This is a genomic window from Streptomyces sp. NPDC038707 (assembly GCF_040636485.1).
In the GTDB taxonomy this organism is placed as follows: domain Bacteria; phylum Actinomycetota; class Actinomycetes; order Streptomycetales; family Streptomycetaceae; genus Streptomyces.
Genome location: NZ_JBEZUP010000057.1, coordinates 841 through 24,301, shown reverse-complemented (window position 1 = coordinate 24,301; position 23,461 = coordinate 841). Strand labels below are relative to the sequence as shown.

At 71.8% G+C, this 23,461-nt stretch carries 21 protein-coding genes; 14 read left to right on the top strand and 7 right to left on the bottom strand.

From position 1 onward, the window contains the following. The 4 genes from AB0E62_RS38435 to AB0E62_RS38420 form a co-directional block, all read right to left on the bottom strand. The coding region (locus AB0E62_RS38435; RefSeq protein WP_362205268.1) for a 2-oxoacid:acceptor oxidoreductase family protein at nucleotides 1-506 on the bottom strand (506 nt) is incomplete at its 3' end. A 3-nt stretch (nucleotides 507-509) separates the two neighbouring features. Then, nucleotides 510-899 carry a hypothetical protein gene (locus AB0E62_RS38430; protein ID WP_362205265.1) on the bottom strand — a complete coding sequence of 130 codons (390 nt, stop codon included), beginning with the start codon at nucleotides 897-899 and terminating at the stop codon, nucleotides 510-512. Beyond that, entirely contained in the window at nucleotides 896-1,651 is a 756-nt protein-coding gene (locus AB0E62_RS38425; protein WP_362205262.1) for a cupin domain-containing protein, read from the bottom strand. Before AB0E62_RS38425 ends, AB0E62_RS38430 begins: the two co-directional genes overlap by 4 nt. After that, complete coding sequence (locus AB0E62_RS38420; RefSeq protein ID WP_362205259.1) at nucleotides 1,648-2,868, bottom strand: sedoheptulose 7-phosphate cyclase; 1,221 nt, start codon at nucleotides 2,866-2,868, stop codon at nucleotides 1,648-1,650. The genes AB0E62_RS38425 and AB0E62_RS38420 overlap by 4 nt, the downstream gene beginning before the upstream one ends. Before the next feature lie 253 nt (nucleotides 2,869-3,121). Between AB0E62_RS38420 and AB0E62_RS38415 the strand changes: the two genes are divergently transcribed. From AB0E62_RS38415 to AB0E62_RS38395, 5 genes are all read left to right on the top strand, one after another. Then, nucleotides 3,122-4,138: a VOC family protein gene (locus AB0E62_RS38415; RefSeq protein WP_362205256.1), complete on the top strand. Its 1,017-nt coding sequence runs from the start codon at nucleotides 3,122-3,124 to the stop codon at nucleotides 4,136-4,138. Between the two features lie 66 nt (nucleotides 4,139-4,204). After that, entirely contained in the window at nucleotides 4,205-5,248 is a 1,044-nt protein-coding gene (locus tag AB0E62_RS38410; RefSeq protein WP_362205253.1) for a ketoacyl-ACP synthase III family protein, read from the top strand. A gap of 74 nt (nucleotides 5,249-5,322) precedes the next feature. Next, a complete protein-coding gene (locus AB0E62_RS38405; protein ID WP_362205250.1) occupies nucleotides 5,323-6,306 on the top strand; it encodes a ketoacyl-ACP synthase III in 984 nt (327 codons plus the stop codon). Between the two features lie 15 nt (nucleotides 6,307-6,321). Next, nucleotides 6,322-7,062 carry an SDR family NAD(P)-dependent oxidoreductase gene (locus AB0E62_RS38400; protein ID WP_362205247.1) on the top strand — a complete coding sequence of 247 codons (741 nt, stop codon included), beginning with the start codon at nucleotides 6,322-6,324 and terminating at the stop codon, nucleotides 7,060-7,062. Then, a complete protein-coding gene (locus tag AB0E62_RS38395) occupies nucleotides 7,059-7,847 on the top strand; it encodes an enoyl-CoA hydratase-related protein (RefSeq protein ID WP_362205244.1) in 789 nt (262 codons plus the stop codon). The genes AB0E62_RS38400 and AB0E62_RS38395 overlap by 4 nt, the downstream gene beginning before the upstream one ends. 93 nt (nucleotides 7,848-7,940) lie before the next feature. Here AB0E62_RS38395 and AB0E62_RS38390 read toward each other — a convergent pair whose 3' ends face one another. Then, nucleotides 7,941-8,840 (bottom strand): NADP-dependent oxidoreductase, encoded by a 900-nt coding sequence (locus tag AB0E62_RS38390; RefSeq protein WP_362205241.1) that lies wholly within the window; start codon nucleotides 8,838-8,840, stop codon nucleotides 7,941-7,943. A 239-nt stretch (nucleotides 8,841-9,079) separates the two neighbouring features. Between AB0E62_RS38390 and AB0E62_RS38385 the strand changes: the two genes are divergently transcribed. From AB0E62_RS38385 to AB0E62_RS38355, 7 genes are all read left to right on the top strand, one after another. Further along, entirely contained in the window at nucleotides 9,080-10,249 is a 1,170-nt protein-coding gene (locus AB0E62_RS38385; protein ID WP_362205238.1) for an acyltransferase, read from the top strand. Nucleotides 10,250-10,453: 204 nt separating this feature from the next. Next, nucleotides 10,454-11,680 carry a cytochrome P450 gene (locus AB0E62_RS38380; protein ID WP_362205235.1) on the top strand — a complete coding sequence of 409 codons (1,227 nt, stop codon included), beginning with the start codon at nucleotides 10,454-10,456 and terminating at the stop codon, nucleotides 11,678-11,680. Nucleotides 11,681-11,721: 41 nt separating this feature from the next. After that, the gene (locus AB0E62_RS38375) at nucleotides 11,722-12,945 is read left to right on the top strand and encodes an MFS transporter (RefSeq protein ID WP_362205232.1); all 1,224 of its coding nucleotides are present in this window, start codon (nucleotides 11,722-11,724) and stop codon (nucleotides 12,943-12,945) included. Between the two features lie 130 nt (nucleotides 12,946-13,075). Continuing rightward, a complete protein-coding gene (locus AB0E62_RS38370) occupies nucleotides 13,076-14,719 on the top strand; it encodes an FAD-binding protein (RefSeq protein WP_362205229.1) in 1,644 nt (547 codons plus the stop codon). Nucleotides 14,720-14,814: 95 nt separating this feature from the next. After that, complete coding sequence (locus AB0E62_RS38365; protein ID WP_362205226.1) at nucleotides 14,815-15,570, top strand: 3-oxoacyl-ACP reductase family protein; 756 nt, start codon at nucleotides 14,815-14,817, stop codon at nucleotides 15,568-15,570. 101 nt (nucleotides 15,571-15,671) lie between these two features. Continuing rightward, nucleotides 15,672-17,036: a crotonyl-CoA carboxylase/reductase gene (gene ccrA, locus AB0E62_RS38360; protein ID WP_362205223.1), complete on the top strand. Its 1,365-nt coding sequence runs from the start codon at nucleotides 15,672-15,674 to the stop codon at nucleotides 17,034-17,036. A 34-nt stretch (nucleotides 17,037-17,070) separates the two neighbouring features. Continuing rightward, nucleotides 17,071-17,979 (top strand): 3-hydroxybutyryl-CoA dehydrogenase, encoded by a 909-nt coding sequence (locus AB0E62_RS38355; RefSeq protein WP_362205220.1) that lies wholly within the window; start codon nucleotides 17,071-17,073, stop codon nucleotides 17,977-17,979. Nucleotides 17,980-18,822: 843 nt separating this feature from the next. Here the strand turns inward: AB0E62_RS38355 and AB0E62_RS38350 are convergent. Together AB0E62_RS38350 and AB0E62_RS38345 are read right to left on the bottom strand one after the other, a co-directional pair. Then, on the bottom strand, nucleotides 18,823-19,281 hold the full coding sequence (locus AB0E62_RS38350; protein ID WP_362205217.1) for a MarR family transcriptional regulator: 459 nt from the start codon (nucleotides 19,279-19,281) through the stop codon (nucleotides 18,823-18,825). A gap of 116 nt (nucleotides 19,282-19,397) precedes the next feature. Beyond that, nucleotides 19,398-20,627, bottom strand: coding sequence for a sulfotransferase (locus AB0E62_RS38345; RefSeq protein ID WP_362205214.1), 1,230 nt, complete (start codon nucleotides 20,625-20,627; stop codon nucleotides 19,398-19,400). 326 nt (nucleotides 20,628-20,953) lie between these two features. Between AB0E62_RS38345 and AB0E62_RS38340 the strand changes: the two genes are divergently transcribed. Together AB0E62_RS38340 and AB0E62_RS38335 are read left to right on the top strand one after the other, a co-directional pair. Next, nucleotides 20,954-21,634, top strand: coding sequence for a ScbR family autoregulator-binding transcription factor (locus AB0E62_RS38340; protein WP_362205211.1), 681 nt, complete (start codon nucleotides 20,954-20,956; stop codon nucleotides 21,632-21,634). A 154-nt stretch (nucleotides 21,635-21,788) separates the two neighbouring features. Next, on the top strand, nucleotides 21,789-23,135 hold the full coding sequence (locus tag AB0E62_RS38335) for a cytochrome P450 (protein WP_362205208.1): 1,347 nt from the start codon (nucleotides 21,789-21,791) through the stop codon (nucleotides 23,133-23,135). Nucleotides 23,136-23,461: the final 326 nt, after the last annotated feature.

Sequence of the window (23,461 nt, the reverse complement as noted above, 5' to 3'; positions counted from 1 at the left end):
GCGAACATGTTCTTGCTGCGCTCGGCCTCCTTGCGGCTGAGGTCGAACTCCTTCAGCGCCTCCACCGTGAGCGTCGTCAGCGGCACCGGGTGCAGTCGGTAGGCGTCCAGCGAGCCGTCCTCCAGGGGGGACGCCGCGTAGCCGACCTTCTGCAGGGCGCGCTTGGTGAACTCGTCGGTGTTCACGATGATTTCGGCGCCGCGCGGCAGGTCGCTGGCGTTGGCCTTCAGCGCGGCCGGGTTCATGGCCACCAGGACGTCCGGCGCGTCCCCGGGGGTGAGGATGTCGTGGTCGGCGAAGTGCAGCTGGAAACTGGAGACGCCCGGCAGGGTTCCGGCAGGTGCCCTGATCTCGGCGGGGAAGTTCGGCAGCGTGGACAGGTCGTTGCCGAACGTCGCCGTCTCGGAGGTGAACCGGTCGCCGGTGAGCTGCATACCGTCGCCCGAGTCCCCCGCGAACCTGATGACCACCCGGTCCAGTCGCCGGGTCTCCTTGCGCGTCGTCATGGCTCAGTCCACTGGGGGGAGTTCGGGTATCCGCGGCGGCAGCTGGGCGGACACCTCGGCGGGCAGTCCACGGATCGTGAGGACGGTGGCCGGCCGGTCGCCCGCGACGAGTTCGCCGTCGAGACCGTGCGGGATGAGGAGCAGCCGGCCCGCTGTCGCGACCAGACTCTTCGACTCCGGGGTGTGCAGGGAGAGTTCGCCGTCGAGGACGAGTACTGCCTCCTCGACGCCGTGATCCGCCCGTACCGGAAGCCGGCCGGCCGGGGGCAGCGCCCAGTACTCCACGCCCTCGCACTCGCTGTGCAGCATGCCCCGCCTGATCAGGCTCTGCCAGTGGGCCTGCTGGGCGGCGACGGCGACGCTCACATCGCCCGTGGCGCTCGAGACGATCACGGCCGGCCGCCTTCAGCGGCGACGGCGAGGGTCACGACGGCCAGCCGCAGCGCGGCCCGCGCGTGGAACGTGGTGCGGGACCCCGCCTCCAGCAGCAGGCAGGTGTCCTTGGCCACCGTCACCGTCTCGGTGAGGCCGGCCGCCTCCACGTGCCCGGCGCCCTGGTGGACGTACACGGCGAGTTCGGCGTCGGGCTCGCCGAGCACCCGGTGCTCGCCCTCGGCGACGTCCACGAACTCGACCCGCTTGAGCGGGCCGGAGAACACCCCCGCGGTGTCGACGGACTTCTGCGCGAAGAGATCGTGAACCACGGCTTGCGTCATGTCTGCTCTCTCGGGAGGCTCGGATCCGGACAGCACCGCCTGGGTGGCCGGTGCGAGGGTCTCGATGACCCACCAGTCGAGGTGGTCGTCACCGGTGTTGCGCAGGCCGTGGATGTTGCCCACGCTGGTCAGGGCGAGCGAGCCGGCGCGCACCGGGTGCGACTCGCCGTTGAGCAGGAGTTCCCCCGCGCCCGACAGGATCAGGTAGATCTCCTCGGTACGGGTGTGCCGGTGCTCGCCGCTGACGCCGCCCACCGGCAGGGAGGCCCACTCGACGGCCTCGCTCGGCGAGCGCAGCTGCCGCCGGGTGGCGAAGGCCTTCCAGTACGTCTTCCCCTCGGCGCCGTGCACGCCGTACACCGAGGCCTTGGGCGGGGTGGTGCCGATCGCGGACCAGGCGGGGGCCTTCCCGCCGTCGACCACCGTCACTTGGCGTCCCCCCAGTGGTGGTCGGCCAGCTGCGTCGCGGCGGCGGCCAGTTCGTCCTCGGTGAGGTCGTTGACGAAGCAGGCCGAGCCGATGCCGACCGGCAGGGGCAGGCGCTGCAGGCCGTCGCGGTGGCGGACGGTGTCGCGCAGGGCGGGCACCAGCATCTTCGGAGTGCACAGTTCGTGCCACATGGGCAGGCCGAGCGCCCGCATCACCCGCAGGACGCGCTCCCGCTGTCCCGCGTCGACCAGACCGCGCCGCTCGGCGATCACGGTCGTCAGGGCCATGTCCACCGAGACGGCCTCGCCGTGCAGCAGCTCGGGCAGGGCGTGCATCTCGATGACCGGGCTGAAGGAGTGCCCGTAGTCCACGACCCGCTCCAGGACCTTCTCCCAGAGGTTGGGCTGGAGCTCCTCCAGCATGCCGTGGATCGCCCGCTCCAGGACCTCGGTGGCCGGGTCGGGGGCGGTCGCGGATCCGGCACCGGCGGGGCGCTGGAACCGGTACCGGCGCAGGGTGCCGGCGTTCTCCTCCAGCAGGTCGAACAGCCGCTCGTCCTTGATCAGGGCGATCTTGAGGATCTCGGCCAGCCCGTTGCTGAGGTGACGGTCGTCCAGGGTGTCGAGGAACGTCCGGTCCAGCAGGGTGCGCTGGGCGGGGAAGTAGGTGCCGAGGCGGTTCTTGTGGCCGGCGTTGTTGACCCCGGTCTTGGCGCCTACACCGGCGTCGACCAGGCCGATCAGGGTCGTGGGGATGCGGATCCACGGGGTGGCCCGGCGGTACATGCTGGCGGCGAATCCGACGATGTCCATGAGGACGCCGCCGCCGATGGCGATGACGGGCTCGCGCCGCCGGTCGATCCCGAAGTCGTCGAGACCCTCGACGACCTTCAGCACCTGCTCCATGTTCTTGGCCGTTTCGCCGGTGGGCAGCACCAGCAGCTCGTACCTGACCCGGTGGTGGTCGAAGTAGGTGCGGATGCGGGTGCCGTACAGCTCGTCGACGACCGAGTCCACGACGATGAAACGGCGGACCGACGCGCCGTCGGCGACGTCCTCCAGGATCGCCCGGTTCGAGACGCTCAGGAGGTTCTCCTCCACCCGCACCTCGTAGTCGACCTGCTTCGTGGCGCGCACCGACCAGTGGGTGACCGGGTTGCCGACCGTGAACAGCCCGTCGGAGGAGACGTGTTCGGTCGGCCGAAGCTCTGATTTCATTCCTGACTCCTTGGTCACGGGGCCTGCCTCACCGGGAGACTAGGGCAGTGTTCAATGCAACCGCAAGCAATTAATATGGAAGTGGCGGGCGTCACCTGGCCGCGGCCATCCGGGCTGAATGGCGGTCCGTCGCCTGTTGGTGGCGGACGTGCGTCCGATGTTTACTTGCTTTCAGATGCATGTATCTGTACGGTCGGTCCCGTTCCAGGAGTGCAGTTTTCTGCCATGCGGACCGACAGGAGGGAGCGCCGGAATGCCGCGCTCACAGGTGGAGGCCGGCCGGCGCACCGGCATACCGGCCCTTCGCCGGGTGGACCACTTCGCGTTCACCGTGGCCGATCTCCACGCCGCCATCGAGTTCTTCGCCGACGTGCTCGGCGGTCAGCTCTGCTACATAGAGGGGCCCGTGCAGGACCCCGACGGGGACTGGATGACCCGCAAACTGGGCGTCCACGCCTCGGCCACGGCCCAGGTGGCCATGGTGCGCCTGGGCCCGGCCACCAACCTGGAGCTGTTCCAGTACACGGCGCCCGGACAGCGCACGGCGCCGCCCCGGCTGGGTGATCCGGGCGGCCGCCGGCTGTCGCTGCGCGTCGACGCCCTCGACGCCGTGGCCGCGCTGCTGCGCACCCGGCCGGACGTCCGCGTCGACGCCGACGAGCCGGTACCGGGCCGGGCGGGCGACGCGCCCGGGCGGCGCGTGGCCCTCACCACCTCCTGGGGAATGCTGCTGGAGCTGCGCGGCACCACCGGGGACCCGGCGACGGGCCACGCGCCGCCCGCCGGCCCGGCCGAGGTGCGGGGGGCCGACCACCTGGCCCTGACCGTGACCGACCTGGCGGCGTCCGTACGGTTCTTCACGGACGTCATCGGGGCCGCCCCGCTGCCGGCGGACGGCCCGCGGGAGGACGGTGACACCGCCCGGACCCGTCTGCGGCTCGGACCCACCGACCGGGTCGAGCTGCGCGCCCACACCGGAAACGGCACCCCGCCGGCCCCGCGCAACAGCGATGTGGGCGGATCGCACATCGCGTTCCACACCGATGACGTCGACGCCGCTGCCGCCTATCTGGCCGCGCAGCCCGGAGTCCACGTCATGGGGACGCCCGAGACCATCACCGGCGGCCCCATCGAGGGCAACCGCTGGGTGTACTTCACCACCCCCATCGGCGTGCAGATGGAAGTCCTGTGCATGCCCGACGGCCGGCTGCCGTACGAGCGCCGGACCCGGGCGCGGCGGGTGTCCTCGCACTCCTTCAGCTGGGCCTGACCCGGCGCTTCCCTTCCCCTCCTTCCTTCCTCCCTTCCTCCGACCACTTCACCAAGGAGCACCACCATGCGGTGGGACCACCTCTATGTCGCCGGGACCGGCGCCTACCTGCCCAAGTTCATGAGCGTCGAGGAGGCCATCGACGCGGGCGTCTACGACGAGGAGTCGGCGCAGCACAGCGGCCATCTCTCGGTCACCGTCGCCGCCGCCGAGGACAGCATCCCGGACATGGCGGTGCGCGCGGGACGCCAGGCGCTGGAACGTTCCGGCTACCGTCCCGAGGACGTGGCCGCCGTGACGTACTCGGTCGTCTTCCACAACGGCATCGACATCTGGAACTCCGGTTCCTACATCCAGAAGGGCATCGCCGCCCCCGGCGCCCTGGCGGCCGAAGTGCGCTCCGGGTCCAACGGCGGCCTCGTCGCCGCGGAGCTGGCGGCCGGCTATCTGCACGCGCACCCCGAGGCGAAGGTCGCCGTCTCCACCGCCGGAGACCTGTGGACCGACCCGTACTTCGACCGGTGGCGCACCGACCGGATCCTGTACGGCGACGGGGCCGCGGCCCTGGCGCTGTCCCGGGAGGGCGGCTTCGCCCGCATCGTGTCGATGGCCACCCACACCGACCCCGAGCTGGAGGCCATGCACCGCGGGCACGAGCCGTTCGGCCCGTTCCAGCACGACGCCGAGCACCCCATCGACCTCAACCGCCGGCACCAGCAGTTCCTGGAGACCTTCGACAAGGACGAGGTCTGGCGCAGGGTCGAGGACGGCCTGCGGAAGGCGGCCCGGCAGGCGCTCGACGAGGCCGAGGCCGGCGTGGACGACATGGACCACATCGTCGCCCCGCACTTCGGCGCCGGACTGACGGTCCGTCAGTGCCTGCGTCCGATCGGCGTGGAGGACCTGTCCCGCACCGCCTGGGACTTCTCCCGCCGCATCGGCCACCTCGGCCCCGCCGACCAGTTCGCCGGCCTCAACCACCTCGCCGAGGTGGGCGCCCTGACCCCCGGCAAGCGGGTACTGCTGCTGGGCGTCGGCGGCGGCTTCAGCTGGACCTGCGCCGTGCTGGACATCATCGGCGAGCCCGCCTGGGCCGGTACCCCCGCGTGACCCGGCCCGCGCCACCCGCCCCCCTCCCGACACCCGCGGGGAGACCCGCCGCAACCGCAGTCAAGGAGTCAGCCATGCCCGTCGGCATCGTCGGCCTGGGCGCCTACGCCCCGCCGAGTGTCATCGACAACGCCCAGATCAGCTCGTGGACCGGCGCCGCCGAGGAGTGGGTCACCGAACGCACCGGCGTGCACGGCCGGCACTACGCCGAGCCGGGGACGACCACCTCGTCCATGGCGGCGCACGCGGTCGAGGAGCTGTTCGCCGGCTCCCCGTACAGCCGCGAGCACGTCGCCCTCACGGTGCTCGCCACGTCCACCCCCGACCAGCCGCAGCCCGCCACCGCCGTGCGCATGCAGAAGCTGCTGCACATGCACAGCACCCCGGCCTTCGACATCAACGCCGTCTGCTCGGGCTTCGTGTACGGCCTGAGCGTCGCCGAGTCGATGCTGAGGGCGTCCCCGGAGCAGGGCACCGCGCTGGTCATCGGCGCGGACATGTACTCCACCATCATGGACCGCGGCGACCGGCGCACCGTGTCGCTCTTCGGTGACGGCGCGGCCGCCGTCCTGCTCGCCGAGGTGCCCGAGGGCTACGGGATCCACGCGACCCGGCTGTTCGCCGAGGGCGACGGCGCGGACCTGGTGGAGGTCGCCGCGGGCGGCACCCGGGAGGTCGCGGACGACGCCGCCCGCGCGGCGGGCCGGCACTACTTCCGGATGCAGGGACGGGCGGTCAAGGAGTACGCCCTCCAGGCCATCCCGAAGGTCGTGGACGACGTCCTGAGCACCGCGCGCCTGGAGATCGGCGACATCGACCGGGTCTTCATCCACCAGGGCAACACCCGTCTCGTGGAGGCGGTCGCGCAGGAACTGGGCGTGGACATGGCCCGGGTCCCGCTCACCGCCCCGCGGTTCGGCAACACCGGAGCGGCGTCCATCCCGTTCACCCTCTGCCACGCGCACGCGCAGCGCCCGCTGGAGCGCGGCGAGCGGATCCTGTTCGCCGCCGTCGGCGGGGGGATGACCGCCGGCGCCGCCGTCCTCACCTGGTACTGACCGAAAGGACATCCGATGCGTCTGAAGGACAAGGTGACCGTGGTCACCGGCGGCACCCGGGGACTGGGCCGGGCCATCGCCGAGCGCTTCCTCGACGAGGGCGCCACCGTGGTCTGCGCGGCCCGCAACCCGTACGCCGTCCAGCAGTTGATCGACCAGCTGCCCGACCGGGTGCTGTACCGCGAGACGGACGTGACCGACCCGGCCGACGTGGACGCGCTGATGGACGCCGCCGTCGCCGCGTACGGCCGGATCGATGTCGTGGTGGCCAACGCCGGCGTGAACCGGGACGGCAAGGTCGACCGGCTCCCGGCCGAGGACTGGCAGGCCATGATGGACACCAACCTCAACGGTGCCTTCTACACCGTGCAGAGCGCGGCGCGCCGCATGGTGGCCCAGGGCGGCGGCCGCATCATCACGGTCTCGTCGAGCATGGCCAGCCGGGTCGCCATCGGCGCGGCCGGCTACTCGGCCACCAAGGCGGCCATCGAGACCCTCACCAAGGTCGCGGCGATCGAGCTGGGCCGCAAGGGAGTCCAGGTCAACTGCCTCGCGCCGGGCGTCCTGGAGGACGGCATGGGGCGCGAGCTGTCGCAGAACGAGAAGGTGTGGAACGCCTACGCGAACAGGTTCTCGCTGGGCCGGGCCGGAACCCTGGACGAGGCGGCGCTGGGCGCGGTGTTCCTGGCGGGCGACGACAGCTCCTATGTCAACGGTCATGTGCTCGAGGTCAACGGAGGTCTGCTGTGGGCGTGAACGGTTCCGGGCCGAGGGTGCGGCTGCGGGTGGCGGACGGCATCGGCACCATCGAGCTGTCCAGGCCGCCGGTGAACGCCCTGGACCACCAGGCCCAGCGGGAGCTGCGCGCCGCGGCGGAGGAGGCGGCGGACCGCACCGACGTGTCGGCGGTCGTCCTGTACGGCGGGCCCGAGAGGTTCTCCGCGGGTGCGGACATCCGCGAGATGGCCGCGCTCGAACCGGTCGAGATGGTGCTGTGGGCGCGCCGGCTGCAGGAGGCGTTCACGGCGGTGGCCGAGATCCCCAAGCCGGTCGTGGCCGCCGTGACCGGGTTCGCCCTGGGCGGCGGGTGCGAGCTGGCGCTCACCGCCGACCACCGGATCCTGGCTCCGGAGGCCCGGATCGGGCTGCCCGAGATCAAGCTGGGGGTGATCCCCGGCGCGGGCGGCACCCAGCGGCTCTCCCGGCTGGTCGGCCCGGCCCGGGCCAAGGAGATCATGTTCACCGGCCGTGCCCTGACCGCCGACGAGGCGCTGGACATCGGCCTCGCCGACCGGGTGGTCCCGCGTGACCAGGTGCTCGACGAGGCGGTGGCCTGGGCCCGGCAGTTCGTCGGCGGCCCCTCGCTCGCGCTGCGCGCGGTCAAGCAGGCCGTGGACCTGGGCACGGGCACCGATCTGCACTCGGGCCTGGCGCTCGAACGCACCCTGTTCGAGGGCCTGTTCGGCACGCAGGACCAGCTGTCGGGCATGCGCACCTTCGTCGCGGAGGGGCCCGGCAAGGCCGTGTTCTCCGGCCGCTGACGAGAACGGCGCACGGCTGTGGCCCCGGGGGACGCCCCCCGGGGCCACAGCCGTGCGGTCATCCCCGCCGCGCCGGCCGTCGCCCCGCCGGTTTCACGGAGTCAGCAGCAGCTTCCCGCGGGTGCCGCCCGCGGCGAGCCGGCGATGGGCCTCGGGCCCGAACGAGAAGTCGCCCACCTCGGCCACGCGCAGGGTGATGACACCGCGGTCGACCAGGTCCGACAGCACGGCCAGCTGGTCGCCGTCCTGCTCGACGAAGGTCTGCAGCACCGTGATGCCGCGCTCGGCCTTGGGCGGTTCGGGCGCGTAGACGGAGCCGGCCCGGCCGCCGTCGCGCACCGCGCCGATCACCTCGGGCGTCCCGGCCGTCTCCAGCAGCAGATCCGCCACGCCGGAGGGCACCGGCTCGTCCGTCGACAGCACCGTGCTCGCGCCCAACTGCCGGGCCAGCTCGGCGTCCTGGGGCCGCGCCAGGGCGATCACCTCGACGCCGCGCGCCGCCGCCAGCTGTGTCGCGAAGCCGCCCACGGCCCCCACGGCGCCGGTGACCAGCAGCCGCTCACCGGGTTGCGGAGCGAGCTTCTCCAGGGCCTGGTAGGCGGTGAGCCCGCCGAGCGGCAGGGCGGCGGCGTGCACGGGGTCCGCCGTGCGCGGCGCCGGGCCGGCGATCGAGGCGTCGATGGCGACGTACTCGGCGTGGGTGCCGATGCCCGTCGCGTACTGGGCGGACATCGCCACCACCCGGTCGCCGGGGGCGAAGCGGCCGACGCCCTCGCCGACCGCCTCCACGGTGCCGGACAGGTCCCACCCGAGCACCAGGGGGAACGGGTGCTCGGGCGTGATGGCGCCGGAACGCACCAGCAGATCGACGGGGTTGACGGCCGAGGCCGTGGTGCGGACCAGGATCTGACCGGGCCCGGGGGAGGGGACGGGAAGCTCGGAGACGGTCAGCACCTCGGGGCCGCCGTACTCCGCCAGGGTCAGTGCGCGCATGGGAAGTTCCTTCCGGAGAGAGGGTGCGGTCCTCATGGACCAGGGATTCATTGCGGGCGCAAGCATACTTCTCGCCGACCCGATTCAAATGCTTGCGGGTGAATTGATTTCGCCACTAAGCTGGGCCGCACATCCGCGCCGAGCAGCACCGTGGCCGCGTGTCTCGACCGCCCTTCCGCATCCGCTCTGCAGGGCCGGAACCGTCCGTATCCGTTCTCCGACGCAGGAGGCAGTACGTCATGCCCACATCGACCGTCCCGTCCGTCGCGCCCGGCAGTTCCCGGCTGCCGACGCTGACCGGGATGCGCTTCATCGCCGCCGCTCTGGTCTTCCTGCACCACGGGATCTGGGTCAACGTCTTCGCCGACCGCGACGTCGTGGACCTCTACCACGACCTGTTCATCACCGCCGGCCACGTCGGTGTCTCGTTCTTCTTCATCCTCAGCGGATTCGTCCTGACCTGGTCCGCCCGGAAGAAGGACAGCTTCGGCCGCTACCTGCGGCGCCGGGTGGTCAAGCTCTACCCCAACCACGTGGTGACGTTCGTGGCGGCGCTGCTCCTCGTCGCCACCACCACCGAGCTGCACCAGGCCGTGCCCAACCTGCTGATGGTGCAGTCCTGGTTCCCGGTCTACGACATCCTCTTCAGCGTGAACCCGCCGAGCTGGTCGCTGGCCTGCGAGGCGCTGTTCTACCTCTCGTTCCCGCTGCTGCTGCGCTGGGCCAACAAGATCCCGGTGAAGGCGCTGTGGGGATGGGCGGTCGGCGTGATGGCCGCGGTCATCGGCGCCGCCGTGCTCGCCCAGACCGTGTTCACGGACAGCCCGGCCATGCCGGACGGACAGCCACTCGGGCTGTACCAGTTCTGGTTCGTGTACGCCCTGCCGCCCGTGCGCGCCCTCGACTTCTTCCTGGGCATCCTGATGGCGCGCATCGTGATGAACGGCAAGTGGATCCGCGTCGGCGTGCTGCCGGCCGCGGCCCTGTTCCTCGCGGGGTACGCCCTCGCCAGCCAACTGCCCTACGTCTACGGGCTGAACGCCGCCACCATCGTGCCCATCGCCCTGCTGGTCCCCGCCGCCGCGGTGGCCGACATCGAGGGCACGGCCACCGGACTGCGCGGCCGCTTCGCCGTCTGGCTGGGGGAGATCTCGTACGCCTTCTACCTGGTCCACGCCATCGTCCTCATCTGGTGCCGCGCGCGGTTGGGGAACCCACAGGGCTGGAGCACACCGGTCGGCCTCGCGCTGCTGCTGGCGGGCCTGGTGGCCAGCGTGCTCGTCGCCTGGGCGCTGTACGCCCTGGTGGAACGCCCCGCCATGCGGCGGTGGAGCAAGCCCCGCGCCGAACGGATCGCGCCCGTGACCGTGGACGGCACGGAGCGCGGCGAGCTGGCCGGGACGCGCTGAGCTTACCGTAAAAAACCGCGCCACCGGTTCCGTAATCGGTACCGAACAGTGGGTGCATGCCCGCGAATGTCACAGGGTATGTCCGCATTCAGCGGTATTTGACCGGCCCGTCTTCCCGATCGGGCAGTCCGTCTCACTCAATTGACAAACCGCACCGTCTGTTTTTAACTGACCGTCGAGCGAAGCGATCCAGGGGAGGGCGCGATGACCACAGCACCAGTCGCAGGTCCGGAAGCGATCAGTTTCGGGGGCGAGGCCAATCCGTACGCGCTCTATGCGCGACTGCGCCGGCAGGCCCCGGTGAGCCACATGTGCCTGCCGGACGGCGGCGAGTTCTGGCTGGTCACCCGGTACGCCGACGCCAAGAACGCGCTGGCCGACCCCCGGCTGAGCAAGGACCCGACCCAGGTCGGCGAGCGCTGGCGGTCCACGGTGGCCCAGCCGACCGACGGTGAGGACGCCTCGCTCGTCCGCCACCTGCTGAACGTCGACCCGCCGGACCACACCCGGCTGCGCCGCCTGGTGCACAAGGGCTTCACGCCCCGCCGCATCGAAGGGCTGCGCGGCCGCATCCAGGAGATCACCGACGGCCTCCTGGACGACCTCGCCCGGTCCGCCGGCCCGGTGGACCTGCTCGACAAGTTCGCCTTCAAGGTGCCCGTCACGGTCATCTGCGAACTGCTCGGCGTGCCGCTCGAGGACGTGGAGGACATCCACAACTGGTCGACGGCGCTCTCCACCCTCGTCGCCGACGAGGAGGGCCACGCCAAGGTCGGCCAGGCGGCCGCCCAGCTCGGCGCCTACCTCGCCGAACTGGTCGAGCACAAGGCCGAGCACCCCGGCGACGACCTGATCAGCGCCCTGATCGAGGCGCGGGACGAGGGCCAGCGGCTCTCCCACGCGGAACTGACCGCGATGGCCTTCCTCATGCTGATCGGCGGCCACGAGACCACCGTCCACCTGATCGGCAACGGGATGCTCGCCCTGATGGAGCACCCCGACCAGATGGCCCTGCTCCAGCAGGACCCCTCGCTGATCAAGAGCGCCGTCGAGGAATTCCTCCGCTACGAGGGCTCGGTCGAGGTCGCCACCTGGCGCTTCGCCCTTGAGGAACTGGACTTCGACGGCACCCGGGTACCGCAGGGCGCCCCCGTCCTCGTCGCCCTGGGCTCGGCCGGCCGCGACCCGGAGCGGTTCGAGAACCCCGACACCTTCGACATCACCAGGGGAGACGCCGGACACCTCGTGTTCGGCCACGGCATGCACTACTGCCTCGGTGCGCCCCTGGCCCGCATGGAGGGCCAGATCGCCGTCGGCAGCCTCGTGCGCCGCTTCCCCGGCATCCGGCTCGCCGTCCCCGCCGGTCAACTGCGCTGGCGCGAGGGCCTGCTCATCCGCGGCCTGTACGAACTCCCCGTCCATCTGAGCTGAGCCGCGGCCCCGCCGCCGGCGCCCCTTCCGGAGTCAATGCCATGCAGGCACCCCTGTTCGCCCTCGTGCTCAGCGTGTTCGGTCTGGGCACCGCCGAGTCCGTCATCGCCGGGCTGCTCCCGCAGCTCGCCACGGACCTGGACGTGTCCCTGTCCCAGGCCGGGCTGCTGGTCTCGGCCTACGCGCTGACCATCGTGATCGGCGGCCCCGCGGTCACCCTCGCCACCAGCAGGCTGCCGCGCAAGCCCCTGCTCGTGGGCCTGCTCGCGCTGTTCGTGGCGGGGAACGTGGTGGCGGCACTGGCTCCCGGCTACGGCGTGCTGATGACGGCCCGCGTGGTCACCGGACTCGGCCACTGCACCCTGTTCGCCCTCGCCCTGATCACGGCGGCGGAGATCGCCGGGCCGGAGAAGTCCGGCTCGGCGGTGGCCCGCATCATCATCGGCGTCAACCTCGCCACCATCGTCGGGGTGCCGATGGGACTGCTGCTGGCCCAGCACTGGGGGTGGCGGGCCACGTTCTGGGGTGTGACCGTGCTGACGCTGGCCGCCCTGGTCGCGACCGCCGTACTGGTCCCCGCCACCCCCGGTGGCGGCGGCAGCGGCGGCGTGGCGGCCGAACTCACCGTGCTGCGGGACCGCCGCGTCCAGGTGGCGCTCCTGCTCACGGTCGTGGGCCTGGCCGGCGGCTACACCGCCTTCACCTTCCTCACTCCGCTGCTGGAGCGGGTGAGCGGATTCGAACCCCGGCAGGTGACCGTACTGCTGTTCGTCTTCGGACTCGGCTCGCTCGCCGGCGGAGTCCTGGGCGGCCGGCTCGCCGACCGGGCCCTGATGGGATCACTGACCGCGCTGCTGGCCGGGCTCACCCTCGCGCTGCCCGTCTTCGCCGCCCTGGCCGGACACCGGATCGCCGCCGTCGCCGCGGTGGCCGTGTTCAGCATCCTGTTCTTCGCGCTCAACCCCGGCCTCGGCGCCCGCGTCCTCAACTCGGTCTCCGGCCGCGCCCCCACCCTCGCGGTCTCGATGAGCATCGCCTCGGTGCAGACCGCCATCGCCCTCGGCGCCTGGCTCGGCGGCCAGGTGCTCGACCTGGGATTCGGACTGCGGAGCGTACTCCTGGCCGGAGCCGTCCTCACCTGCGTCGGCTGCGCCATCGCCTGGGCCGAATGGCGTGCCGAGCGCCGTCCGGCCGGCCGGTGCCGGCAGAGCGCCCCCCGCACCGAGGCACCGGCCGGCACGGTCGCCTCCGGACCCCTCGGCTGACCCAGACACACCGCCTTCCCGCCTGTCGTCACGGCACGGCGTGGACTCATCCCAACCCCCCACGCCCCCCACTTCCACACATTCGCCGGTGGACACCGTCGTGACCCGCCCGAAGACGTAAGGAACAGAAGTGACCAGCTCGGTGACACGTAGAAGGTTCATCTCCCGCTCCGCGGCAGGAGCCGGCATCGCCGCGGTGGGCGGCGGACTCGGTGCCGGTCTGATCGGCTCCCCGGCCCAGGCGGCCACGCTCGAGGGTACGGACGCCACCGCCGCCGGGTTCGGCCCGGTCTCGGTGAGCCCGTCCGACAACCGCTACGCCGACCTGCGCAGCGGCACCAACCAGCGCTTCACCGGCAGCCCGGACACCGTCACGCTGGTCGGCTCGACCAGCCAGGTGGTCAACGCCGTCCAGGCGGCGGTCTCCGCCGGCAAGCGGATCGCGGTGCGCAGCGGCGGGCACTGCTACGAGGACTTCGTGGCCAACCCCGAGGTCAAGTCCGTCATCGATGTCTCCCCGATGAACAACGTCAGCTTCGACACCGCCCGCAACGCCTTCGTCATCGAGGCCGGTGCCAAGCTCGGCCAGGTCTACGAGCGGCTGTTCAAGGGCTGGGGCGTGACCCTGCCGGGCGGCGCCTGCCCGACCGTCGGCGTCGGCGGGCACATACAGGGCGGCGGCTACGGAGCCCTGTCCCGCAAGTACGGCCTGATCAGCGACCACCTGTACGCGGTCGAGGTCGTCGTGGTGGACAGGAACGGCACCGCCCGGTCGGTCATCGCCACGCGGGAGAGCACGGACACCAACCGCGATCTGTGGTGGGCCCACACCGGCGGCGGCGGCGGCAACTTCGGCGTCGTGACGCGGTACTGGATGCGCGCGCCCGGCGCGAGCGGCTCCACCCCGTCCAAGCTGCTGCCCCCGGCGCCGTCCGAGGTGTGGATCGCCACCGTCAACTGGCCCTGGGCCGACCTGACCCGGAGCGGCTTCGGCCGGCTCATGAAGAACTACGCCCAGTGGCACCTGGACAACAGCGCCTCGGGCGCCCCCGAGCTGTCCCTGTTCAGCGAGCTCAAGCCCACCCACAAGGCGGCCGGCGCGATATCGCTGACCGTGCAGGTGGACGCCGCCGCGCCGAACGCCGAGCAGATGCTGAAGAACTTCGTGGCCTACGTCGGCGAGGGCACCGGCGTCACCGCCCAGGTGGCCGACCAGCGCAAGGTGCCGTGGCTGCACGCCACCCAGTGGTCCGGCTTCACCGGCCCCGACCCGCTGTTCCGCTTCAAGGGCAAGCCCGCCTACCAGCGCAAGAACTTCACGGACGCGCAGATCGACGCGATGTACCGGCACCTGACGCGGACGGACTACTCCCACCCGTCGGCCCTGATGCTGATCTCGGCCTACGGCGGCGAGGTCAACCGGATCGCCCCGTCGGCCACCGCGGTGGCCCAGCGCGACTCCGTCCTCAAGGTGCAGACCGCGGTGCTGTGGACCGACCCGGCGGACGACGCCAAGCACCTCGCCTGGGTGCGGGAGTTCTTCCGCGACCTGTACAGCGAGACCGGGGGAGTGCCCGCGCTGGACGGCGTCACCGACGGCATGTTCATCAACTACGCCGACGTGGACGTCAAGGACCCGGCCTGGAACCCGTCGGGCACGCCCTGGCAGCAGCTCTACTACAAGGGGAACTACGCCGCGCTCCAGCAGGCGAAGGCCAAGTGGGACCCCAGGAACATCTTCCGGCACGCGCTCTCCGTCGAGCTGCCTGCCTGAACCGAGGTTGCTTGCGCACCACACGGACGAGGGTTGCGTTCCCGCGCAAGAAACACCATCACCCGACAGAAACAACCGAGAGGTACTGAACCTTCATGACCACCACCGAGAACGTCAAGCGTCTGCAGGGCAAGAAGGCCCTCGTCACCGCGTCGTCGCGAGGCATCGGCCGTGCGGTCGCCCTGCGCCTGGCGGCGGACGGTGCCGATGTCGCCGTGACCTACCAGAGCAACGCCGCGGCCGCCCAGGAGGTCGTCGACGCGATCACCGCGGCCGGCGGCAAGGCCATCGCCGTACAGGCCGACTTCGGGCAGAAGACGGACATCGAGAACCTCTACAAGGAGGTCCTCAACAGCTTCGGTTCGCTCGACATCGTCGTGAACAACGCCGGCATCGCCGGCAACGGCAACATCGCCGACGTGGACGACGAGACCTTCGAGCGTGCCGTGGACGTCAACTTCAAGGGCACGTTCTACTCCCTGCGCCAGGCCGCGGCCAAGGTCAGCGACGGTGGCCGGATCATCAACATCTCCACCGGCTACACCCACATGACCTTCCCCGGCACCGGCGTCTACACGGCGACCAAGGCGGCCGTCGAGCAGCTCGGCCTGGCCCTCGCCCGTGAGGTCGGCGGCCGCGGTGTGACCGTCAACTCCGTGCTGCCCGGCCTGATCCGCACGGACCAGACCGCGCCCATCGCGGACCAGTACGACACGTTCGCCCAGATGATGCCGCTCGGCCGCATCGGCGAGCCGGAGGACATCGCCGACATCGTCGCCTTCCTCGCGAGCGACGACGCCCGCTATGTCACGGGCCAGTACATCGCTGCCGCGGGCGGCCTGGTCTCCTGAGCCCGGCTGCGTCACCGCAGCGGACCCGACTGCGCGGGCGGGGGGCACCTCCCCCGGCCCCCCGCCCGCGCGGCCTCTCGCGTCGACGACGAAGGACTGACATGGATGCCCTGGCGGACGCCGTCCTGAACGGCGCCACCCGCGAACAACTGGAACGGCAGCCGCTGCCGAGCGACTACCTGGCGGTGCACACCCGGGTCGAGGACGTGGACATGTTCCGCGGAGTCGCCGACAAGGACGTGCGCAAGTCGCTGCACGTCGACCGGGTGCCGATGCCGGACATCGCACCCGACGAGGTACTGGTCGCCGTCATGGCCAGTTCCATCAACTACAACACGGTGTGGTCGGCCACCTTCGAGCCGGTCTCCACCTTCTCCTTCCTCAACCGCCTCGCCCGGCAGGGGGGTTGGGCCGAACGGCACGACCTGCCCTATCACGTCCTCGGCTCCGACGCCGCCGGTGTCGTCGTCCGGGTCGGCGCCGCCGTACGCCGCTGGAAGGCCGGCGACCACGTCGTCGTCAGCTGCGTCCAGGTCGACGACCAGGAACCGGCGACCCACGCCGACGGCATGCTGGGCAGCGAGCAGCGGATATGGGGCTACGAGACCAACTTCGGCGGCCTGGCGCACTACACCGTCGTACGCGCCAGCCAGCTGCTGGCCAAGCCCGCCCATCTGACGTGGGAGGAGTCCGCGAGCCTGATGCTCACGGCGGCCACCTCCTACCGCATGCTGATCAGCGACCGCGGCGCCCGCATCAAGCAGGGCGACATCGTCCTCATCTGGGGCGCGACCGGCGGACTCGGCGGATTCGCCGTGCAGTTGGTCAAGAACGCCGGGGGCATTCCGGTCGGCGTGGTCAGCTCGGCGGCCAAGGCGGAGGTCCTGCGGCGGCTCGGCTGCGACGTGGTCATCGACCGCACCGAGATCGGACTGGACAGCGATCCCGAGCCCAGCCCGGAGAAGACCATCGAACTGGGCAAGCGGCTGGGCCGCGCCATCCGGGAACGGCTCGGCGAGGATCCGCACGTCGTCTTCGACTTCATCGGCCGGGCGACCTTCGGCATCTCCGTCTTCGTCGTGCGGCGCGGGGGAACCGTGGTCACCTGCGGTTCCAGCACCGGATTCGACCACCACTTCGACAACCGCTACCTGTGGATGAACCTGAAGCGGATCATCGGCAGCCACGCGGCCAACCTCCAGGAGCAGTGGGAGTGCAACCGGCTGTTCCGGCTGGGCATGCTCTCGCCCATCCTGTCCGCCGTGCATCCGCTGGCCGAGACCGGCGAGGCGGCCCGGGCGGTGCAGACCAACCGGCACATCGGGAAGGTGGGCGTGCTGGCCCTCGCCCCCGAGACCGGACTCGGCGTCACCGATCCCGGACTGCGCGCCCGCATCGGCGAACGCCGGCTCAGCCCGATGACCGGCCACGACGGACCGCCCCGGACACCGGCGCCGGCCGGCTGAACCGGACATCACAGACGAGGGGGGAGACGACAAGGTGGAGCACGTCCATACCGGCGCGGCCGCCGGCGGCGAGCCGGCCGAGCGGCGCCGGATCGAGAAGGTGGGGGTCGTCGGCTGCGGCACCATGGGGGCCGGCGTCGCCGAACTCTGCGCCAGGGCCGGGTCCTCGGTGCGGGTGGCCGTGACCTCGCGGGACTCACGGCTCCGGGGTGAGGCACGGATCCGGGCCTCCCTGGACCGCGGACTCGCCAAGGGGCGGATCAGCGAGCCGGACCGGGCGCGGGCACTGGAACGGATCACGTTCACGACGGATCTCGGCGAACTGGCCGACCGCGAGCTGGTGATCGAGTCGATCCGCGAGGACGAGCCGGCCAAGCTGGAGGTGTTCGCCACGCTCGACAAGGTGCTCCACGACCCGGACGCCATCATCGCGACGAACACCTCCTCGCTGTCGGTGGCGCGGCTCGCGCGCGCGACGCGGCGCCCGGAGAAGGTCGTCGGGCTGCACTTCTTCAACCCCGTGCCGGTGCTGCCGCTGGTCGAGCTGGTCGAGTCGGTGCTGACCGATCCCGGGACCAGCGCCCGCGTCACGGAGTTCGCGGCCGGCACGCTCGGCAAGACCGTGATCACCGCGCCCGACCGGGCCGGATTCCTCGTGAACGCGCTGCTCTTCCCGTATCTGATCTCCGCGATCCGCATGGTCGACACCGGGGTCGCCTCCGCGGAGGTCGTCGACCGCGCGATGGAACTGGGCTGCGCCCACCCCATGGGGCCCCTCCGCCTCGCCGACCTCATCGGCCTGGACACGACGGTGTCCATAGCCGGGGCCCTGTACGAGGAGACGAAGGAGTCCCTCTACGCCCCGCCGCCCCTGCTGCTCCGCATGGTGGAGTGCGGCCTGCTGGGCAAGAAGTCGGGACGCGGTTTCTACACCTACTCCTGACCCGTCCCACCCGGGCCCCTCCCACCCTGGGCACCGTCGGCCCGGGCGCCGCCCCCTGAGCGCGCTGCCCCGGAGCACGCCCGCTCAGGGGGCGCACCCCTCCCGGCACCGCTGCCGCGGGACGCCCGCCGGAGTACGGCCGGCCCCCGGCTTCCGCCGGGCCTCGGGGGCACCATCGGTACCGCGCCTCGCGCCTACCCAGCCCGTTGAAGACGGGCCACTTGCCTGCGGGCGCTCTGCCTGTCGGCTTCCGTGGTTCTGGGGGCGGGGTCCGTGTGGTGGCCGCCGGCTCAGGCGTTGGGCTGTGCGGCTGCGGCTGCGGCTGCGGCTGCGGCCCGGGTTCCGGCGCACCGGTACTGTGCCTTGCGTTGCGGCCTCGTCGAAGACCGGCCGTCTGCCGGTGGGCGCTCCGCCTTTCGAGGGGCCGTCCGTCCGGTGGCCGCCAGCTGCGCGGCCGTGGGCGGGGGGCTCGCCACACACCGGTACCGTGCCTACGTCCACGCCGGCCCCGTTGAAGACCGACCAGGTTCCTGTGGGTGCTCCGCCCCTCCGGCTTCCGGCCCCGGGCGCCGCTGCTGTCCCGTCATGCCGGTTCCCGGTGCCGGGGCCTCGCGTGCCGCCGTGCCGGGCACGGGCATGCTGGTGCCCGGCCTCGGGCGCGGCCGTCGTCGCTCGCCGTCCGTACCCGTACCGGTGTCCTCCCGGACGCGGCGGGGTGCGGGCCGGGCGCCGTACGTCCCCGGGGGCGGCAAGCCCGGCGGTGCCGTAGGAGGCGTGCCCCGTGAGCACGGGACGCCGCGGTCCCCGGTCCCGGGCCCGGGGGACGCGTTCAGCCCTGCCCCGTCAGCCGCCGACGGCCGTGGGGTCGTGGCGCAGGCGGGCCACCAGGGGGGCCGTCTGGTCGTCGAAGGACGCCACGTCGAGCGCCGTGGTGAGTTCCTTCTGGAACGTCGCGGTGGCCTCGGCGACCAGGGACTTGCCCTGGGCGGTGATGCAGGCGTTCATCACGCGCCGGTCCTCCTCGCCGATGATCCGGTCGGCGAGCCCGGCGCTCTCCAGCCGCGCGACGAGCCGGCTCACCGTCGACTGGCTCAGCCCCACCTGTTCCGCGAGGTCCTGCATCCGCACGCCCCCGGCCTTCTCGTGGTCGCGCATGACGCTGAGCGCGGTGTACTCGGCGACCGTGATGCCGTGACCGCGCTGGAGCCGTCTGTCCAGTGTGCTGTTGATGCGACTGGTGAGCACCGTCATCTGCCGCCAGAGCTCTGCCTCGTTGTCCCGTCGCACGCGAGCGGAAGCCATGTGTGATCTCCACCTGTCGTCCCAGCCCCCGTGCTCGCCAATGTTAATGCTCCTGCAAGCATTGACAAGCGGCATGACGAAAGGACGGCCGGAATCGACACCCCACGGCGAGCGCATCAGACCTGGTAGGCCGCCCGGTACGCGGAGAACCGGGCCCGCAGCGCCCGGGCCGACAGGCCGAAATCAGCGGCCCTGGGAGGCCGGGCGGCCGCCGAATCGGCGGTGGACCGAGCGAGTCCCGCGACGCGTTCCAGCACGGACGGCACCGGTTCCACGCCGATGAACCGCAGCACCTGCCGGGCCACCCCCACCGGATCGGACACCAGCTCGTCGTGCCGGATGTCCAGCAGGCGCTCCTCGCCCACGGTGCGGACGGCCTCGGCGGCCCGGTCCAGGTGCCGTTCGACGTGCTCCGTCCACTCCCTGCCCACCTCGACGGGGTCGACCTCGGCGGAGACGGAGCCGCGCAGGGCGGTGGAGAGCGCGGCCGTGAACGCCACCACGGCGGAGGGGTCCCGGTGCAGCCGGATGACGCGGGCGTCGGGGTAGACCCGCAGGAGGTCCCGCACATAGGCGGCATGGAAGGGGTCTCGCAGGACGAGCGTCCTGACGGGGATCCGGAAGGTGATCGCCTGGAGCTGCTCGCGGTGGAAGGCGTAGGCGGCGGTGAGGTCCCGGCTCTCCAGCCACTGCCAGTAGCCGGGGACGCGCAGCTGGAGCCCGAGCGCCGGGCTCTGGAAGGCGTTGGTGAGCAGCCGGTGGCAGCTGCCGGGCCGGGTCGCCCCGCGCAGCCTCCCCGGGCCCCGGTGTGCCGCACCGCGGGGCGTCTCGGTGTGGGCGCGGGCCCGCCCGATCAGACTGCGGCGCGCGGCGGGTTCCCCGGCCGGTGCCGCGGGGTCCAGCAGCTCCCACCGTGCGGGGCTGTCCACGTCGGGGTGCTCCAGCAGCAGGTTCTGCAGCAGCGAGGTGCCGCTGCCCGGCAGCCCCGAGATGAAGACGGGGGCCGGCAGCGCGGCGTCGGACACCTCGGGGACGTCACGGAGCAGCGCGGCGAGACGCCACTGCAGGGAGAGGGCGGCCACCAGGCGGTCGCGGACCGATGCCGCGCCGTCCGGGGTGAGCCGGGCCTCGGCGTTCACCGTCTCGGCCAGCCGCTCCAGTTCGGCGCGGAACCGCGGGGGAGGCGCGTCGCGGCCGCACTCGGCCGCCGACGACCGCAGCAGCGCGCCGGGGTCGACTACGGCGTCACCCGGTGAGCCGGGCCACGGGCCGGCCGCCCTCCCTCGTACGTCGGCCGCCGGCCGTCTGCCGGTCAGGACCGTGTGGGTGTTGGACGGACGCTGCATCACTCGCCACCCCTGGTGTTCAGCGCTGCTTGAGGCGTTCACCACTAGTTGACACACCTTCGAGTGAGAGGACAATAAAAACCGTACACGCGGTTTGTCAACGCGGGACCACGGGTGGCGTCCAAGAGCAGACCGCGTGGTCTTTTTAGCGGTAGGGAGGGTAAACTCGGGCCGTCCGCGCCTGCGCAAGCCCCGTTGGGGCGCCGGCGATCCGGGCGTACCAGCAGAGGCTCGGCTCGAACAACACCGCCTGGTCGGTTTTATTGGAGCCGGATCCGAGGCTGGTGGGGGGAGGTGGGATCAACTCAGCAAGGAGCCGTTCGTTGATGAAGCAGGAAAGGGCGTATCACACACGCCGTGATCTGATCCGCTCGGCCGCGGTCGCCTTCGACCGTCACGGGTACGCCCACGCGACCCTGAGCGAGATCAGCAGACAGGCAGGCGTGAGCAACGGCGCCCTGCACTTCCACTTCGACAACAAGTCCGCGCTGGCCGCGGCGGTCGAGGCGGCCGCGGGGGAGACCCTGCGGGACACGGTGCGCGAGGCGTACCGCGGGTCCCGGAGCGCCCTGCGCGTGCTGACCGACATCTCGGTCGGGCTGTTGCGGCTGCTGCGCGGCAACGTCGTCTTCCGCGCGGGCTTCCAGCTCAGCTGCGACCCGGCGTGGACGCCGCAGCTGGACCTGCGCGCCGAGTGGCACAAGTGCGTGCAGCGCTGCGTCGACGAGGCGGTGAAGGACGGCTCGCTCCATCCCGGCATCGCCCCGCGGGACGCCGTGAGCACCATCGTGGCCGCGACCACGGGATTCGGGCTGCTGGGCCGGGAGGAACCGGAGTGGGTCTCCCAGGCGACGATCAACGGCTTCTGGGTCCTGTTGCTGCCGCGCATCTCCGCCGAACCGCACAGCGCGGAGCCGGGCGGGCACAACCGGCGTGACCTGCCGGAAACCGGACGTGAGTTCACCGAACTGTCACAGACCGGTGATCACCGGACGCCGTCCGGCTGACACACTCTACGGGGGCCCGGCGGAGTGCGTCATCCTCGAAGCGCCGGGCGATGCCGTACCGCTCCGAGCGACCGCACCGGCGTCGGAGCCGCGCTCTTTCGCCCGTGCGGCATGGCACCGAACCTACTCGCAACGACCACGGGAGAGGCGACACGTGTCGAACGGTCAGCAGTGCCCGCTCAGAATGGACCCCGCCGGACAGGACATCCAGGGCGAGGCCGCGCGCATCCGGGCGGCCGGCCCGGCGATCCGGATCGAACTGCCCGGCGGTGTGCCGGCGTGGGCAGTCGCCGACCCGGCGGTGATCACGCGCCTGCTCACCAGCCCCGACGTCTCCAAGGACGCCGACCTGCACTGGCCCGCCTGGACCCGAGGGGAGGTCCCCGAGGACTGGTCCCTCGCCATGTGGGTGTCCATCCGCAGCATGTTCACGGCGTACGGCGCCGAGCACACCCGGCTGCGCAAGGCGGTCTCGAGCGCCTTCACCGCGCACCGCACCAAGGCACTCCGGCCCGTGGTGGAAGGCATCGCCGCGGAACTGCTCGACGGCCTGGCGCGGTTGCCCGGCGACCAGCCGGTGGACCTGCGGGCCCGGTTCGCGGTCCCGCTCCCGGCCCGCGTGATCTGCGAGCTGTTCGGCGTGCCGAGGGAACGCCACGACGAGCTGTGCGCCATCTTCGACTGCCTCTTCGACACCTCCGCCGACAGCGCGGCGATAGCCCGGCACGCGGCCGAGCTGTACCGCATCCTGGCCGAGCTGGTCGCCGCCAAGCGCGAGCGGCCGGGCGACGACCTCACCAGCGGACTGGTCCGGGGGCAGCGCGAGGCGCTGGAGCGCGGCGACCCGACGGCGCTCGACGACCAGGAACTCCTCGACACACTGATCCACCTGCTGTCGGCGGGCTACGAGACGACGGTCAACCTGATCGACCACGCGGTGCACGCCCTGCTCACCCACCCGCACCAGCTCGACCTGGTGCGCGCGGGCGAGGCGAGCTGGGAGGACGTGGTCGAGGAGACGCTGCGCTGGCAGCCGGCCGCCGCCAACCTGTTGCTGCGCTACGCCGTCGAGGACCTCGACCTCGGCGGGGTCGTCATCCCGCGCGGCGAGGCGATCGTCCTGTCGGTCGCCGGCGCGGGCCGCGATCCGGGGGTCCACGGCGCCGACGCGGACCGGTTCGACATCACCCGGCCGACCCGGCGCACCCATCTGTCCTTCGGACACGGGGCGCACTACTGCATGGGCGCCCCGCTCGCCCGGATGGAAGCGGTGATCGCGCTGTCCGCCCTGTTCGAGCGCTTCCCGCGGCTCTCCCTCGCCGTGCCGTCCGCGGAGCTGGCCCCGGTCGCGTCGTTCGTCTCCAACGGCCATCGCGAACTCCCCGTGCACACCGGAGGCCCCGTCCCGTCCCGTCCCGCGGCCGGGAAACGCCCCGAACCACTGGAGCCGGCCACGCCCCGGAACACGACCGACCACGCGGAGCCGGCCGGAGCCCGCTGAGCGAACGGAACGGGCTTGTGTGGCCGCGGTCCACCGTCTGCCGGGGGTTTCGGCCCCTGGCTCGGCGGGTGGGCCGGGGTGGCGGAGCGTGTTGTCCTTGCTGGGTCCGGGCTCCTGGTTTGGCGGGTGGGCTGGGGTGGCGGGGTGTGTTGTCTTTCCTGGGTCCCAGCTTCTGGCTCGGCGGGTGGGCTGGGGTGGTCGGGGTTCGTCGTCTGTCGTGGGTCGGGGCTCCTGGTTTGGCGGGTGGGCTGGGGTGGCGGGGTGTGTTGTCTTTCCTGGGTCCCAGCTTCTGGCTCGGCGGGTGGGCTGGGGTGGTCGGGGTTCGT